The sequence below is a fragment of the Paenibacillus sp. VT-400 genome, from assembly GCF_001029205.1.
Classification (GTDB): Bacteria; Bacillota; Bacilli; order Paenibacillales; family Paenibacillaceae; genus Paenibacillus; species Paenibacillus amylolyticus.
Genome location: NZ_LELF01000062.1, coordinates 89,837 through 106,152, shown reverse-complemented (window position 1 = coordinate 106,152; position 16,316 = coordinate 89,837). Strand labels below are relative to the sequence as shown.

Annotated in this window: 15 protein-coding genes; 9 read left to right on the top strand and 6 right to left on the bottom strand. The window is 46.8% G+C overall.

Annotation, left to right across the window (positions count from 1 at the left end; all coding sequences use genetic code 11):
* Nucleotides 1-17: 17 nt before the first annotated feature.
* On the bottom strand, nucleotides 18-1,319 hold the full coding sequence (locus EL84_RS08955; RefSeq protein ID WP_047841436.1) for a polysaccharide deacetylase: 1,302 nt from the start codon (nucleotides 1,317-1,319) through the stop codon (nucleotides 18-20).
* 240 nt (nucleotides 1,320-1,559) lie between these two features.
* Here EL84_RS08955 and EL84_RS08950 point away from each other — a divergent pair, with 240 nt between their 5' ends.
* The 6 genes from EL84_RS08950 to EL84_RS08925 all read left to right on the top strand — a co-directional run bounded on the left by EL84_RS08950 (nucleotide 1,560) and on the right by EL84_RS08925 (nucleotide 7,687).
* The gene (locus tag EL84_RS08950; RefSeq protein WP_047841435.1) at nucleotides 1,560-2,207 is read left to right on the top strand and encodes a DedA family protein; all 648 of its coding nucleotides are present in this window, start codon (nucleotides 1,560-1,562) and stop codon (nucleotides 2,205-2,207) included.
* 131 nt (nucleotides 2,208-2,338) lie between these two features.
* A complete protein-coding gene (locus EL84_RS08945) occupies nucleotides 2,339-3,853 on the top strand; it encodes a spore germination protein (protein ID WP_047841434.1) in 1,515 nt (504 codons plus the stop codon).
* Between the two features lie 20 nt (nucleotides 3,854-3,873).
* Nucleotides 3,874-5,076, top strand: a complete 1,203-nt coding sequence (locus EL84_RS08940) for a Ger(x)C family spore germination protein (RefSeq protein ID WP_047841433.1) — start codon at nucleotides 3,874-3,876, stop codon at nucleotides 5,074-5,076.
* 6 nt (nucleotides 5,077-5,082) lie between these two features.
* Nucleotides 5,083-5,319 carry a hypothetical protein gene (locus tag EL84_RS08935; protein WP_047841432.1) on the top strand — a complete coding sequence of 79 codons (237 nt, stop codon included), beginning with the start codon at nucleotides 5,083-5,085 and terminating at the stop codon, nucleotides 5,317-5,319.
* 18 nt (nucleotides 5,320-5,337) lie between these two features.
* A complete protein-coding gene (locus tag EL84_RS08930; RefSeq protein ID WP_047841431.1) occupies nucleotides 5,338-6,462 on the top strand; it encodes a GerAB/ArcD/ProY family transporter in 1,125 nt (374 codons plus the stop codon).
* A 97-nt stretch (nucleotides 6,463-6,559) separates the two neighbouring features.
* Nucleotides 6,560-7,687, top strand: a complete 1,128-nt coding sequence (locus tag EL84_RS08925) for a GerAB/ArcD/ProY family transporter (protein ID WP_047841430.1) — start codon at nucleotides 6,560-6,562, stop codon at nucleotides 7,685-7,687.
* A 91-nt stretch (nucleotides 7,688-7,778) separates the two neighbouring features.
* Here EL84_RS08925 and bcp read toward each other — a convergent pair whose 3' ends face one another.
* From bcp to EL84_RS08905, 4 genes are read right to left on the bottom strand one after another with little or no spacing between them, the layout of a single operon-like run.
* Entirely contained in the window at nucleotides 7,779-8,243 is a 465-nt protein-coding gene (gene bcp, locus EL84_RS08920; protein WP_047841429.1) for a thioredoxin-dependent thiol peroxidase, read from the bottom strand.
* Between the two features lie 45 nt (nucleotides 8,244-8,288).
* Nucleotides 8,289-9,074, bottom strand: coding sequence for an ABC transporter permease (locus EL84_RS08915; protein ID WP_036614076.1), 786 nt, complete (start codon nucleotides 9,072-9,074; stop codon nucleotides 8,289-8,291).
* 5 nt (nucleotides 9,075-9,079) lie between these two features.
* A complete protein-coding gene (locus tag EL84_RS08910; RefSeq protein ID WP_036614077.1) occupies nucleotides 9,080-9,874 on the bottom strand; it encodes an ABC transporter permease in 795 nt (264 codons plus the stop codon).
* A 1-nt stretch (nucleotide 9,875) separates the two neighbouring features.
* Nucleotides 9,876-10,922 carry an ATP-binding cassette domain-containing protein gene (locus EL84_RS08905; protein WP_036614079.1) on the bottom strand — a complete coding sequence of 349 codons (1,047 nt, stop codon included), beginning with the start codon at nucleotides 10,920-10,922 and terminating at the stop codon, nucleotides 9,876-9,878.
* Between the two features lie 212 nt (nucleotides 10,923-11,134).
* Here EL84_RS08905 and EL84_RS08900 point away from each other — a divergent pair, with 212 nt between their 5' ends.
* Together EL84_RS08900 and EL84_RS08895 are read left to right on the top strand one after the other, a co-directional pair.
* Complete coding sequence (locus tag EL84_RS08900; protein WP_047841428.1) at nucleotides 11,135-12,178, top strand: LCP family protein; 1,044 nt, start codon at nucleotides 11,135-11,137, stop codon at nucleotides 12,176-12,178.
* A 131-nt stretch (nucleotides 12,179-12,309) separates the two neighbouring features.
* Nucleotides 12,310-13,629, top strand: coding sequence for a glutamate-1-semialdehyde 2,1-aminomutase (locus EL84_RS08895; RefSeq protein WP_047841427.1), 1,320 nt, complete (start codon nucleotides 12,310-12,312; stop codon nucleotides 13,627-13,629).
* 138 nt (nucleotides 13,630-13,767) lie between these two features.
* Here the strand turns inward: EL84_RS08895 and EL84_RS08890 are convergent, their stop codons facing one another.
* A complete protein-coding gene (locus EL84_RS08890; RefSeq protein WP_053061434.1) occupies nucleotides 13,768-15,162 on the bottom strand; it encodes a PLP-dependent aminotransferase family protein in 1,395 nt (464 codons plus the stop codon).
* A 159-nt stretch (nucleotides 15,163-15,321) separates the two neighbouring features.
* Here EL84_RS08890 and EL84_RS08885 point away from each other — a divergent pair, with 159 nt between their 5' ends.
* Nucleotides 15,322-16,257, top strand: coding sequence for a DMT family transporter (locus EL84_RS08885; RefSeq protein WP_047841426.1), 936 nt, complete (start codon nucleotides 15,322-15,324; stop codon nucleotides 16,255-16,257).
* The last annotated feature ends 59 nt before the right edge of the window (nucleotides 16,258-16,316 follow it).

The window sequence follows — 16,316 nt, the reverse complement described above, 5'->3', positions numbered from 1 at the left end:
TGCAAGAATGACTTTCTTCAGATCATTTTATACTTAAATATGTTATTCATTGCCGAAATGGATCTGGAAGTGCCCGCCTTCACCGTCCACTCTGCTTCATTACTGGTTAAGGAATTCACCCTCAACCCCATCTGCTCCAGTAACTCACGTAATGGAACCCAGATGGTTCCACCCTGACTCTGTACTGCGTCCGTTTCAATTGCCCCTGTTGTTGTCAGTGTTCCGCTCACACTGTCTGCATGAATCGTTCTTTCCTTCCATACTGCTATGGCCGTCCTTGTTTCAGAGTCCCAGCGAGTGCTGCCCCCGAATTTTTTCATGAAAGTACGCAATGGCACCATGATTCGCTGCCCCTCCATGCGGAACTCGCCCGGTTGCAAGGTAGCTGCAGCCAATCCCACCTCAACCTTCAATTTCTTGCTTGCAAGCCATAACGTCGCGTTCGCTTCTACATGTTCTGCGATCCAGGCCTTTCCCGGCGCCTTGCGGGCCTTATACTTACCATCTGGATGTACACGGAATTGAACTGGTTGATCCGTACTCTTTATGGTGTCAAAACGATATCCATGATCACGATAATATTTGATAATACCCGGAAGTGCTTTTACCGTTTCAGCATGTGCACCACCGTCATGCATCAGGACAATGACCGAACGTGCTCCCGCAGGTACTTTGGTCGAATTGCTGAGGATCTCTTTGGCCGGAACACCTTTACGTTTGGAATCCCCACTATCGACGTTCCAGTCCATGACGGTGTATCCACCCAGTTCGAGCAAATCAAAATAACTCTGGTCAAAATGTCCATAGGTACCGCCTGGTGCTCGCACCAGATTCGGACGGAAACCGGTTATACGCTCCAGTACTTCCTCTGTCTGCTTGATCTGTTTCCAGAACACTTTAAAATCACTGTACAGCTGTTCGTATTGATGATTAAACGTATGATTGCCCAAAGCATGTCCATCCTCCACAAGCCCACGGATTAACTCCGGATACCGCTCTGCCTGCTCACCCAGCACAAAAAATGTAGCCAAAACCTTCTCCTTGCGCAAAATATCCAATACTTCACGGGTATGATTACCCGGTCCATCGTCAAAACTCAGATAAACTACCTTGTCTTGAGTATTCTTATCTTCCGGGATTGGATCACCTGAGCCGGAAGCAGAAGATGCATAAGCCGTGCCTGCATATACAGCAAATGCACATAACAATATCGCAATACGCATGAGAATGACAGACCACTGTCCAGCTAAAAACATATGTATGGTTGTTGCAGAGTTTCCCCCATTTTCCTTGATTCTCAATTCCGGTCTCTGTACCATTTACGAATCGACCTCCACCGTCTCTAGTAATTTGCTGATAGACTTCAGCAGATTTGTTAGAATTATATGGAGGCTACATTGAAAAAAGACGTGATTTTGTTTAATATTTTTTCACAATTTGCTATGTAGCCTGATTGATTCTTCGCTTCAGATTAGGTAGCATAATGAACAGGCAGAACACATTAAAACACCTTGGAGAGTATTCATGCTCCCACCCCGTATTCAGGAGAGTGAAATCTATTGGAATTGCTTGAGAAGATCCAACATCTGTTTGGGTCCTACGGATACAGCGTATTGTTTTTTGGCTTGTTGCTTGAATTCATCGCACTTCCCTTTCCTGGTGAAACAACGATGGCTTACGCAGGGTTTCTCTCCTACAAGGGGCATCTCGACTTCGGAATCCTCACCATACTGGCTTTTCTGGGAACAACGATTGGCATGACAATCACTTATTTTATTGGAGCCAAAGCAGGACTGCCCTTTATATCACGATACGGAAAATGGTTTCTGCTGAAGCAGGACAAGCTCGATAAAACGCAAAAGTGGTTCGCCAAGTATGGTAATGCCTTAATCTTCATCGGTTATTTCATTCCAGGTGTAAGGCATTTCACCGGATATTTTGCGGGCATAGCCGCTGTTCCCTTTCGCAAATTCGCTCTCTACGCCTACTCAGGCGCACTGTTCTGGGTTGTACTGTTTCTGGGCATTGGCAAAATATTTGGCCCTCAGTGGAACGCCGTATTCCATCTGGCTCATCAATATGCAGCATATATCGTGGGAGGAATCGGCCTATTGCTCATCGTAGCCGTGCTCTATCGTTATCGCAAAGCATGGACAGCAAGATCCACCGTATCCAAGCCAGCCCCTGTTCGACAAAGACAAAAGTAAATTCGGACAAAAGTCCATCTATAAAAGCAGGCAAGGAGTTGCGAATAATCGCGGCTCCTTTTTTTGTGATAATCCGAATTCATCCAGGTCATACTAACTTGAAAATATAGGGTGTATAGGGAGGTGAAGGCATGAGTGAATCGTCGCTGGAACGCCAAGATCAGAGGCAAATCTCTCCGGATCTAAGCGAAAATATGGAATACTGCAAGCAAGTGATGGGGAACAGCAACGACTTGATGATGCGTCCTCTCCAGTGTTTACATAAATGGCCTGCAGTCATGTTGTACATTGATGGATTAGTGGATGTGCAGATTCTGAATCATTCCATCCTGGAATCCCTGTTAAAGACACATGAACTTCCGGAATTCTCTGCAGATGATGAGCATCTGAGCTACCTCCAGAATGACATTCTGGCTGCGAGCAATGTAACATTTGTGGATGACATGGAAGATGTGCTTAATGCTCTCCTGTCCGGTTCGGCCATCCTGCTACTCGAAGGCTGTGCACGAGGATTGAAAATTGCCGCAGCTGGGTGGGAAGACCGCGCTGTTGGTGAACCCATCTCACAGACCGTTGTTCGGGGTCCTATGGAGGGATTTAATGAAAATTTGCGTACAAATACATCCTTGATTCGCAAACGCATTCGTGACCCTCATCTCTGGATCGAAGAAAAGGAGATTGGTCGTGTCACCAAAACAAGGGTTGCGGTCTTATATCTGAAGCATACCGTTGATCCAGAAGTGGTAGAGGAACTAAGGCGCAGGCTCGATGAGATCGATATTGACGGGATTCTGGAGAGCGGGTACATCGAGGAACTTGTACAAGACGAAACCAGAACGTTATTCCCCACGGTTTACAATAGTGAACGTCCAGATACGGTTTGTGCTGCCTTACTTGAGGGCAGAGTAGCCATCATCGTGGATGGTACGCCTTTTGTGCTGCTGGTTCCCGCCTTGTTCGTGCATTTCTTCCAATCGCCGGAGGATTACTATCAACGGGCCGATATCAGCACATTGATTCGCTTGATTCGTTATCTATCCTTTTTTATCGCTTTACTAGCTCCATCCTTCTATATTGCCATTACCACCTTTCACCAGGAAATGTTGCCCACCAATATGCTCATTAGTCTGGCGGCTCAACGTGAGGGCGTTCCTTTTCCCGCATTCATTGAAGCCATACTGATGGAACTGACCTATGAAATTTTGCGAGAAGCAGGTATACGTATTCCAAAAACGGTCGGTCAGGCCGTTTCCATTGTCGGAACACTGGTGATTGGCCAAGCAGCCGTAGATGCAGGAGTTGTCTCCGCTGCAATGGTTATTATCGTTTCCATAACGGCCATATCCAGTTATGTCATTCCAGAGAATGGACTTTCTATCTCTGTCCGAATTTTGCGATTTGTATTGATGATACTCGCGGCAGCTTTTGGTTTCTACGGTATTCTAATTGTTCTGCTCATTACGGTTACACACCTGTGTAGCTTGCGTTCTTTTGGCGTACCGTATATGTCCCCCTTTGCACCTCTAATTCAGAAAGATCTGAAAGATACGCTGTTTCGTGTACCCTGGTCCCATATGAAAACACGTCCATTCTCTACGGGTACCCCGAACAAAATCCGACAAGCTAGCAAAAAAATGAAGCGTTAATTCGGTAAGGAGAAGAACGTATGAACAAGTGCTTCCGATTAATTGTATGCATTGTATTCCTGCTCCCTCTCCTTACCGGATGCTGGGATCGCCAGGAACTGAATGAACTTGGCATTATGCTGGGTCTTGGTGTAGACAAGGATGGCGATTTGATTAAAGTGAGTGCTCAGGTCGTCGTGCCGAATGAAGTATCCTCCAAATCAGGGGGAGGCAATGGTACTCCTGTCACGCTGTACGAAGCGTCCGCGCCCACGCTGTTTGAAGCAATTCAAAAGCTGACCGAGACAAGCCCACGCCGCATATTCATGGCACATATCCGTGTACTGGTGTTCGGAGAAGAATATGCACGCAAAGAGGGCATCTACGATGTCATGGAAGCGTTAATGAGGGAACCTACTGCTAGACCCGATTATTACGTCATGGTTGCACGAAATACTACAGCTTCCAAAGTACTGGACGTACTTACTCCATTGGAAAACATTCCTGCGGAGAAGTTATTTAATTCTTTGGACGTGTCTGCCAAGACCTGGTCTCCCACAACAACCGTAACCGGAGACCAATTAATTGAATATATGCTGACGCCTGGAATACAGCCTGTAATCACTGGTGTAGAGGTTGTTGGCAATTTAGCAAGAAGCGGAAGCAAAGATAATATTGCGACAATCAAATCTCCCGCCCGACTGTATTCTACGGGATTAAGCATCTTCAAAAAGGACAAACTGATCGGCTGGTTAACGGAAGATGAATCGAAAGGATACAACTACATTCGCGACAATGTGGTGTCTACCATCAGTCACATGCCTTGCCGAAAGGGAGGAAATGTGACGTTCAAAGCTCTCCGTACCAAGACCCAACGAAAAGCAAAGGTCATTGACGACCAGCCTGTGATCCACATCAAACTCAAAAATGTGTCTTCCATTGGTGCAGTAGAGTGCGGAATCAGAATTGGTTCAATGAAGACGCTCAAAGAGTTGGAAAAGGACAGTGAGGAGCGACTGATAGACCTGATGGAAAACTCCGTGAATTCAGTGCGGCGAAAGTTCCATATTGACATTTTTGGATTTGGTCAGGAAGTGTATCATGCCGATCCTAAATTTTTTAAAAAGATTGAGAAGGATTGGGATCAATATTTTGAAAATCTGGATGTTAAGTATGAAGCCAATGTACAGATCAAACGTGTAGGTACACTGGATGATTCATTCAAGGAGGATTTGAAGGAGTGAGACCGGATGTTAATTACAATTACTGTCATTGTCATAGGGGGCCTCGTAGGCATGGTTGATCTTCCAGGTCTCATCCGTCGCAAGGAATGGAGGGAAACAGTTGTGTACAGCGGAATGCTCGTCATAGCCACAGGGTTCAGTGTGATTGCAGCCAACCTGTGGGATTTCCCCAGTCCGCTCTATATCATCATGTGGATCTATGAACCTGTTAATCAATTCCTGGCACATCTGACGGGAACCTAGAAAAAGGAGAGGACCATTATGCTGGAACAGGGGCGCCTTGGAACAAGACAATTGACCACTCTCATCTTTATGATGGTGGTCGGGGATATGATGCTGATCTACCCCTCGGTCATCACGTCCTATGCCAAACAAGACTCCTGGATTTGTGCTTTTATAGGCGTTCCTCTGGGGATGGCACTGATGGCCATGTTCCTGAAGCTATGTAGCATGCACCCAGAAAAAAATCTGGTGCAGATGGCACGAAGCATTCTAGGGTTCTGGCCAGGTACTTTCTTTTCCTGCTTTTACCTGTTCTTTTTCATTATTGGTGCTTCCACGCATACGAGAGAAGTCGGCGATTTCATGACCACTCAAATCTTCCCGTACACTCCCATTCGCATCATCATTCTGATGTTTGTCATCGTGATCGCCTGGGGAGTGTCTCACGGATTAGAGACGATGGGGCGAAGCAGTGAACTACTGATGCCCGTCGTTATTGTGTTTATTGTCGTCCTTGCAGTCTGCCTGCTTCCTCAGATTGATACTAGAAATTTGAAGCCAGTAAGTGATACGGGTGTTGTCTCTATCTCGCAAGGCATTCTGGTAAGCATTATATATCCGATCGGTGAAGTCGTTCCCATCATGATGATACTACCCTATGTTGCCAAGCAGGCTCATCGAACACGGGACGTAATTATTGCAGCTGGTTTAGGCAGCTTGGTATTGGCAACGCTCGTTACCATATCTCTGCTGGTCTTGGGTGCCTTTCTTACGCAACATAACATATATGCTTCTTTTGTTTTGTCCCAGAAAATTAGTATTGGGAGCTTTTTTGAACGTATTGAAGCCATTATGGCTTCTTCCTGGCTGATCTCTACGTACTTCAAAGCGATGATATACTTATACGCCTTTATTGTTGGTTGTGCGGAACTGTTCAAGCTTAAGCAGTATCAGATGCTGGTACTCCCTGCGTCCTTACTTGTGTTCGGATTAGCCAATCTGATCTCACCAAGCATTACTTTTATCGTGATCACCATTGTTCCATATTGGGTAGACTGGGATACCACACTGGGGATCATTCTGCCGGGCTGTCTTCTGCTGATACAATTGCTCAAGTCTTACAGAAAATCATCGGTTACTCCAAACAATTCCTCACAGGAATGAGTGCTTTTTTTGAGGGAAGGAGCCTGGTGTGGATGGAAAGATGGATTTCATCCATGAATATCATCCATGCTGAATATAGAGAAGGAGAACGGTGTCTATGTTAATTAAGGAGAAAATCACCATTAGGCAATTTGCAGTCCTTACCTTTCTCGTCATGATTGGGGACATGATTCTACTCTATCCCTCCGTGGTTACTGCTTCCGGTAAACAGGATGCATGGATCTGTTCTCTTATCGGTCAACCGATCGGCATACTTATCATGTGGGTGCTATACAAACTTCATCAGACACACCCTGATCTTTCCCTTATTGAAATCTGCCAAAAAATACTTGGCCGGTGGGCAGGATCTGTTTTGGCAGCTGCATATCTATTTTATTTCGCCATAGGCGCTGTCATATGTATCCGTGAAGTCGGTGACTTCATGACCACACAGATCTACCTTCAGACCCCCATCCGGGTCATTCTAATTATCCTTATGTGCGCTCTGGTCTGGGGGCTTATGCATGGTTTGCATACAATAGGAGGAAGCAGTGAAATGCTGACTCCAATCGTTGTTGCATTTATGATTCTATTATTTCTGGGGCTGATGCCCAAAGTAAACAGTTCAAATCTACAGCCTTACTTGGACACCCCTTGGCTTCATCTGATGCAGTCTGTCATTAGAGGGGCATTCACTTCCTTTGGTGAACTAATCGTGATCACCATGGTTCTTCCTTATGTGATGGCCGGGCCTCACATCAAACGTGACATGTTACTCGCTACTTTATGTGGAGGGCTGTTACTAACCACATTGTTGGTCATTTCACTGATGATATTTGGCCCCTTTCTGACCCAACACGACATCTACATCTCCTACACCCTGTCCCAGAAAATTAATATCGGCAACTTTTTCGAGCGAATTGAGGCGTTCATGGCGACTGCTTGGTTAATTGCTACCTATTTCAAGAGTCTGCTGTATATGTTCTCCTTTGTCGTTGGAACAGCTCAGCTATTTCGGTTAAAGACATATAAACCTCTCATCCTGCCATCAGCGATGTTATTATTCGCTTTAGCTGTACTGATTTCTCCCAATGTCATTTTCTACACCAATACGATCATGCCCGCTTGGGTGGATTGGGATATCACGGTAAGCTTTATTATTCCGCTATTCCTTCTGCTCGTGCATCGGCTTCGTTCTGGCAAGAGCAAGAACAATTCAACCAATCAAAAACGATTGCCCACCTAAAAAGGCTGTGTTCACGGTAAATTCCGCGAAGCACAGCCTTTAATGATGAAACGGATAAGATGTATTTATTCACACCTGTCTAAATCATTTATTACAATGTCTTCAAAGCCTCAAGCGCAGCCTCGATATGTCCTTTGACCCGAACTTTGGACCAGTCCTTGATCAATTTCCCCTCTTCATCAATTAGAAAAGTGGAGCGAACCATACCCATGTACTCCTTGCCATACATTTTCTTCAGCTGCCATACACCGTATTGCTCGGCTACAACGTGCTCTTCATCCGATAACAAGGTGAACGGCAGTCCGTATTTGGCGATAAACTTGTCATGTTGTTTCATCGGATCGGTACTGATTCCGAAAATGACCGTGTTCAGCCCTTCAAATTCAGCATGTCGATCCCGAAAATCACAAGCTTGTTGCGTACAGGACGAGGTCATATCCTTGGGGTAAAAATAAAGCAGCACCCGCTGTCCGCGGTAATCCGAAAGCTTAACCGATTCTCCCGTACTGGACGGAAGCTCAAAATCCGGTGCCAATTCGCCTACATTTAACGTCATGTCAGTTCCTCCCTAATCTCCCCCATGAATTGTTATAGGGCGTTATTATGAACCTGCTCCGCGATACCGCTTCACGCCAAAATTCCACAACAGCAAGCCCATCGAGCCAAACACCAATCCCATCACAGGTGTAAGCAACGCCATGCGATGCATCTCGGACCTCTCCAGGAACAACGCTGCGGGATAGATCCCCACGAAGGCAAACGGAATGATCCAGGTTAACAGCACCTGAATGGCACGGTTATAGATCGTTACCGGGTAGCGTCCATATCCTTGAATGTTATACATCAACGGCAGGATACCTGTCGGCGCGTCCGAATAAAAGGATAGTGAAGTCAATGTGGTATAGATGCCCGCATAGATCATGACCGAGCTGAGTGCCAATATAATTAAGGCAGGGATATGCCACCACTCCAGCATCAGACCCATCTCTGCGCCACTGAAGATCATGATGATCAAGCCGATAAACGAGCCCACGAGTGCAGGCGGATCTACATTTTCAAGCAATATCTGGAACAGGTTATGTGCTGGACGTGTCAGGATCCGATCCATCTCACCTTTGACGATGTACCGCTCACTGAATCCCCACAGATTGATAAAACAACTGAAGATGCCATAGGGCACCATAAAATATCCATAAACAAAGAGCACTTCACTCTCACTCCAGCCGCCAAGGTTATCCGTATGGCGAAAGACCACAAAGATAAAGATCAGGTTGGTTGCCTGGAACAGCAGATCCGATAGGATCTCCACCCAGAAATCAGCACGGTACGTGAGTCGTGTTTTCATGTAATTCTTCAAATATTCCCAGATCAGACCCATATAGTACATATCTGTTATCCCCCTTGCACGAACAGACGCTTGCGCGCCTTACGCCAGATCAATACCATCGGAAGCAGCAGTACGGCAAACCAGAACACCTGAATACCGAGTACACTCCAGATGGCGGTACCTTCCACTCTTCCAGTGAACACGGAACCGGGCAGATACGTAATGGCCTGAAAAGGCAATACTTTCATCACCGCAGACATCCAGCCTGGATACAGGCTGATCGGGATGATTAGACCGGAGAACAAATCAACCACGACGCGTTTCATACGCATCATGCCTTCATTGTTTTCCACAAAGAATGCCGCCAGTCCCGTTATCACATTAATCTGGGAATTAATGAGGAAACTGAAGAACAGCATGACGAGAAAGCCAATCCACGCCGATGGCGCCGTAGGCAATTCAACCGGGAACAGCAGAATGGCAATGAGCATCCCCGGAATCATGAGCAGCAGGAAGCGGAAAATACCTTCGCCAAGACCCTGCATCATTTTGACCATAACGTAATTGATCGGTCTGATGAATTGAATCGCAATGGATCCATCCCGTATGTCTGCGGCAATCTCCCGGTCCAGGTTGTTAAAGTAAAAAGCACGTGCCATCCAGGATACAGCGATGTAAGTGGTCATCTGCGCTGCCGTGAAGCCGCCGAGTTCACCACTGCTACCGTAAATGGCTTGCCAGGTAAAGTAATACACGCCGATATTCAGCGTATATATCAAAATGCCGGAGTAATAATTCACCCGGTATGCCAGCATCGTTAGAAAACGGATGCGCATAAAATCAATAAATGCACTATTCATCTCAGGATACACCCACCGCTTCTTTCCCTGCTCCCACAATCTCGGGACGCTCGGCGGAACCGGATTGGTAAATACTGCGCACAATCTCATCCGTGTTGATCTCAATAATCTGAATATCGGTAATATCGGCTTGTCCAACGACACGTCCGAGTACATCCGAAACATTCAGTTCCAGCGGAATCCATACGGATGCGGACAATTCATTCTCAACCGTCCAACGTACAGGCAACGCAGCAGTCCATTCCTGCATCTGACTGATGTTGTGAGCTGAACCAAACTTGAAGCGGATCTCCCGCTCCTTACCCCACTGGGACTTGAGATGATCCAGACCTCCATCATAAATGATGTTGCCTGCATCAAGCATGATCACCCGGGAACACAGTGCCTCAATGTCCTGCAAATCATGGGTTGTGAGCAGAATGGTCGTTCCATGCTCCTTGTTCATGTCTTTCAAGAAATCCCGAATTTCCGACTTCACCACAATATCCAAACCAATAGTTGGCTCGTCCAGGAAAACAATACTCGGATTATGCAACAAGGCTGCCACTAACTCGCAGCGCATACGCTGACCAAGACTGAGCTTCCGTACGGGACGGCTTAACAGATCCTGAAGCTGCAACCGCTCAACCAGTTCATCCAGCCGTTTACGGAAATCGACCTCTCCGACACGATATACTTTGCGCAATAAATGGAAGGATTCGATAACACCAATATCCCACCACAATTGACTGCGCTGACCAAAAACAACACCTATATTCTGTACAAACTTCTCCCGTTCCTGATACGGAACATATCCACCAACTGATATTTGCCCTGAAGTAGGCACCAAAATGCCGGTCAACATCTTGATCGTTGTTGATTTACCGGCACCGTTCTCCCCAATATATCCGCATATTTCACCCTGCGGAATCTGAAACGAAATATCATTTACAGCCAATACCTCTTGGTATTGACGTGCAAACAGGTCCTGGAATGCGCCCTTCAGCCCACCTCGGCTTTTCTGGACGCTAAACGACTTGCGCAAATCTTTGACATCAATCGCCAGCATGATTATACCTCACTTGGATTTTGTTGAAATTGCTTGTAGCCCAAAAAGAAATTATAATGGTATCAGTCAAAATTCAGCAAGCTTTAAAATAGTCTGGAGCCGCGTCCTGCCCTTATGTTGGGAAAAGATGTGTACGGAAAGCTCCGACTAGATCTTACTTGAATACTCGAACTCGTTTTTTTATTTCATCTCAAATACAAAGGAGAGCTAGCATGACCAGAAAGACGAAGAGAACCATATGGATTTCTCTTGCCGCCTTCGTGTTAATTATTGGAGGAGCAGCGGCATATTATTTCGGTTCTATTCTCAATCAGTTGGACGGTTTGGCAAAGGACGGCGACGATTCACCATTTGCAGGCATCGAAAATGTGGAGAAAGTAAATACTCCTGATCCACCCAAATGGGAAGGCACAGAAACGGTAAATATTCTCGTTATGGGTGTCGATGCACGTGGATTGAAAAAAGGTGAAGTTCCTCGCTCCGACAGCATGATGGTTGTATCGCTCGACCCACTGACCAAAAAAATCAATCTGTTCTCCATTCTGCGCGACACTTACGTCAATATTGACGGATATGGCAAAGAGCGGATCAACACCGCTATCACCCATGGCCCTAATGCAGCGATGCAAGCTGCCGGCGACCTGCTCGGCATTCCTGTACAGTATTATGTGTATACGGATTTCCAGGGATTCATCAAATTGGTGGATGCCGTTGGCGGTGTTGATTTTGATGTGGAGAAAGACATGCACTATACAAGTAAAGCAGACAATAACGAATACGATATTGATCTCAAAAAAGGATATCAGCATCTGGATGGCGAGACAGCGCTCATGTACGTTCGTTTCCGTCATGATGCGATGTCGGATTTCGCTCGGTCCGAACGTCAGCGTGAATTGCTGAAAGCTGTAACAGCGAAAATGCAGTCAACAACTACCATTGCCAAACTGCCTGCCATTCTGGAACAGGTTAATCCTTACGTAGATACAAATCTAACACTCTCCGACATGTGGAAGCTGGGTGGACTCGGATACCAGAGCAGCATGAACGGCAGTGAGCAGATTCCGCCAATGAACCTGCTGAAAGAAGAACGTACAGCAGGCGGTGCGCAAGTATTGACGGTTACCAATGAAGAGAAATTGAAGCAGCATATTCAGGATATTATTCACCCGCCTGCTACAACGGATGATAGTACAACCAGCACCGAAGATAAAACAGCCAGTGGTGACGATCAGAAGTCAGAGCAACCGGCTCAGTAATCTAAACATGCAGAGGGCAGCCATTACGCTGCCCTCTCGTTGTGCCCGGCTATACTATTATGAGAAAATCATCATATCTTTCTGTGGCTTGTTTCTTTATCATATTTTGCATTACGAAAGGAAGTTATCTTATGAATACATCACGTTCCCGTTCCGAACTTCTATACGCAGAAGCACTTGAACATATTGTAGGAGGTGTTAACAGCCCTTCACGCTCATTCAAAGCCGTTGGTGGTGGTGCACCTGTATTTATGAAAAAAGCCCAAGGGGCACACTTCTGGGATGTCGATGACAACCGTTATATTGATTATCTGGCCGCTTACGGTCCAATTGTTACAGGACATGCCCACCCGCATATTACACAGGCCATTACGGAAGCAGCGGCAAATGGCGTGCTATACGGTACCCCGACTGAACTTGAGATCAAGCTCGCCAAAATGCTGAAGGAAGCCATTCCTTCCATGGATAAAGTGCGTTTTGTAAACTCCGGTACGGAGGCGGTCATGACTACGATTCGGGTCGCTCGTGCCTACACCAAACGCAACAAGATCGTAAAATTCGCCGGATGTTACCATGGTCACTCCGATCTGGTGCTTGTCGCTGCCGGTTCAGGCCCGTCTACGCTCGGAATTCCTGACAGTGCGGGAGTTCCAGCCAGTATTGCTCAAGAAGTCATTACTGTGCCCTACAATGATCTGGAAGCCCTGAAGGATGCTTTGGAGCGCTGGGGTGATGATGTCGCCGCGGTCATGGTTGAACCGATCGTTGGGAACTTCGGTATGGTTATGCCGGAGCCTGGCTTCCTGGAAGGCCTCTGTGCCATGACACGTGCTAACGGCTCCCTAGTTATCTATGACGAGGTCATTACGGCTTTCCGTTTCCATTACGGTTCTACTCAGACGTATGTCGGACTCGATAATCATGCAGAGATTGAACCGGATCTGACGGCTCTTGGTAAAATTATTGGTGGTGGCCTGCCAATCGGTGCTTACGGCGGACGCAAACATGTTATGGAGCAGGTTGCTCCGCTCGGCCCTGCTTATCAGGCGGGAACGATGGCCGGTAACCCTGCATCCATCTCAGCTGGTATCGCATGTCTGGAGGTCTTGCAAGGCGCGGGTGTATATGAAGAGATGGAACGTCTTGCTATCGACCTGACGACAGGTCTGCAAGCTTCTGCTGACCGTCATGGCATTGCACTGACGATCAACCGGATTCGTGGTGCGTTCTCCACCCATTTCTGTAATCATCCGGTTACGAATTATGATCATGCTCAAGACACGGATGGAGAGCTGTTCGCTTCCTTTTTCCGTCACATGCTGAACCGCGGCATTAACCTGGCTCCATCCAAATATGAGGCTTGGTTCCTGACCACGGCTCATACAGACGAGGATGTTCAGGCTACATTAGAAGCCGCAGAAGCTTCCTTCAAAGCGATGGCTCAGGAATAAATTAGATTATTTCAATTCACAATGTAGCGTACAAGCTGCATCGTTGATAGATAGCAACTCATGGAAAAGGCGTCCAACAAGTGATTAACTTGTGTGGACGCCTTTTGTTATATACGGACAACATTCCGACTCTTCAAGTTATTTCTGCCTGATCTGCAGTTTCAAAATTTCCTCCCGGATCTTCTGTATCCCTTCTTCGATTCGCTGCTTCGGCACATTGGAGATGTTTAAGCGCAGCATCTGATCCTGATGCACCTGATATGTTCCCTCCGGATAATACCGTTCAGTCGTATCAACGATGACTCCGCGCTTTTGAAGCCGGGACAGCAGAACACGAAGCGGCATATCACCCGCCAAAGGTAATACGGTATGCTCCCCTCCTGTTCGAGGAGCCTCCATAAATGGAGCAAAGTCTGGATATGTGTCCAGTTGCTCATGCACCGTATTCATCCGGGCAGCATAGCGGTTACGAATCACTTTCCTGTGATGAGCAAACATTCCGCTGTGGACATAGATCTCCAGAGCAGCTTGAGACAGAACGGAAGTGTCGATATCGAGCATTTTTTTGTAAGCCCCAAAAGATTGAATTAGGGGTGAGGGCAGAACAGCTACACCAATGCGCAGACCTGGAAACAAAATTTTGGAGTAACTCTTCAGATAGATGACCCGGCCTTCGGTATCATATGACCATAGCGGGTCCTGTTTCGTATTGTCCTCCAGATCGGCCAGATAATCGTCCTCCACCAGATAGACATCGTACCGCTGTGCAAGCCGGATCAGTCTCTTCTTGTCAGCAACAGTCAACGATGTGCCAATCGGATTGTGAAAGCGTGGCATGACATAGAAAAACTTGATATCTCCCTCAGCGAACTGACGTTCAAGCGATGCCCAGTCCAGCCCATCCAGGGCACGTCTCACACCGGCAATCGGCACATTTAATCCACTCAGTAGCGAGGGCATATTGTGATAGGTAGGTAGTTCAAGCAGTACTTTTCTCTTTCCATTGGGAAAAGGCATCAATGCAAGTACAGCCAGGGCCTGTTGCACACCTGACGTGATAAAGAACTGCTCTGTTCTCGCAAACACTTGATAATCCGCAAACTGCTTCTGCAACAGCAGAATAAGCGAAGGTAATCCCTGATCCGTGCCATACATAAATAACTCTGCCTGTTTCTTCTCCATCGCCTGATCCACACAATGACGAAAGTCTGCATAAGGGAAGACCCGTGGATCAGGAGCAGCCGAAGCGAAGTCCAACGCTCCCTGCCAGTCCATGTCCTGAGCACCTGTCCCGTTCTGTACGGCATAATAACCGGATTGAGGTATGGCATACACCAAATGCCGCTGTTCCAGCCACTCATATGCACGAATAGCCGTGCTTACACTGCATTGATATTGTTCTGCTACAACTCGAACTGCTGGCAGTCGAATGCCCTTATCTGCCCACTGGCGACGATCCTGCTGCTGCATCTGTTCCTGAATCCATTGCTTTAACGCTTCGGCAATCACTTCGTATTTTCTCAATGCACACATCCCTCTCCAACAACTGTACCGATACAGTTCAACCTTTTATCTATTGTAGCACGATGCACCTGGCAGTATATTGAATAAGGCCAGCACATGCCTCGAACCTGACATAATTCAGGATAATGAAAGATAAAGCGCTATGACTACTGTATTGGAGGAGCATTCATGAACACAACACACACTCGGGGATACGCTTATATCGCAGCTATATTGTACGCAGCTATTATCGGTCTATCTTTTTTATTTGTTAAAATGACCGTCACGGTTGCACATCCAATCGATGTGCTTGCCCACCGATTCGCCCTGTCGTTGATCGTTGTCAGCATTCCTGTCATTTTTGGCTGGATCAAAATCCGACTGAGCCTTCGTGATCTGTGGCGAATCATTCCACTGGGGCTTTTATCTCCCGTCTTATTTTTTGCCTTTCAAGCCTTTGGACTTGTCTCTTCCAACTCATCGGAAGCCGGAATTATTCAGGCCATGGCCCCTGTATTCACACTCGTTCTCGCTTCAGTTTTCCTGAAGGAACGTACATCCACGATGCAGAAGCTATTCCTGCTTCTATCTGTTGCTGGAGTGGTCTTTATTTTCATGATGCAAGGAAGCGGCGTATCTATGAGTAACCTGAAGGGTATTGCATTATTGCTACTCTCCACGGTCTGTTTTGCAGGGTATGGTGTGCTTGCGAGACCGTTAACCCAGAAATATAAACCAATAGAATTAACATGGGTTACACTGATGGTTGGCTGTATTGTATTTAACGCCGCTTCCCTGATCCGGCATGCGTCCAGCGGTTCCATGATGGACTACATCAAACCGCTTGGAGATACATCCTATCTGGGTGCACTCGCTTATCTGGCAATTCTCTCCACCATGATCTCAACCCTGCTCGCGAGCTATGCCCTGACCCATCTGGAGGCTTCGCAAATGAGTGTATTCAGCAATCTGTCCACGCTCATCTCCATCGTAGGAGGTGCATGGGTATTGCATGAACCAGTGGGTAGCTATCACTATATTGGTGCATTGTTGATTATCGCCGGTGTGCTTGGCACCAATATGAGCGGTCGCAAACATAAGCTGGTCAGTGGAATCAAAGCATGATTCCCCATATTGAGACAGCGCGGAAGTTGGTTCGACGGTTCAACGAGTTATACGCTCCC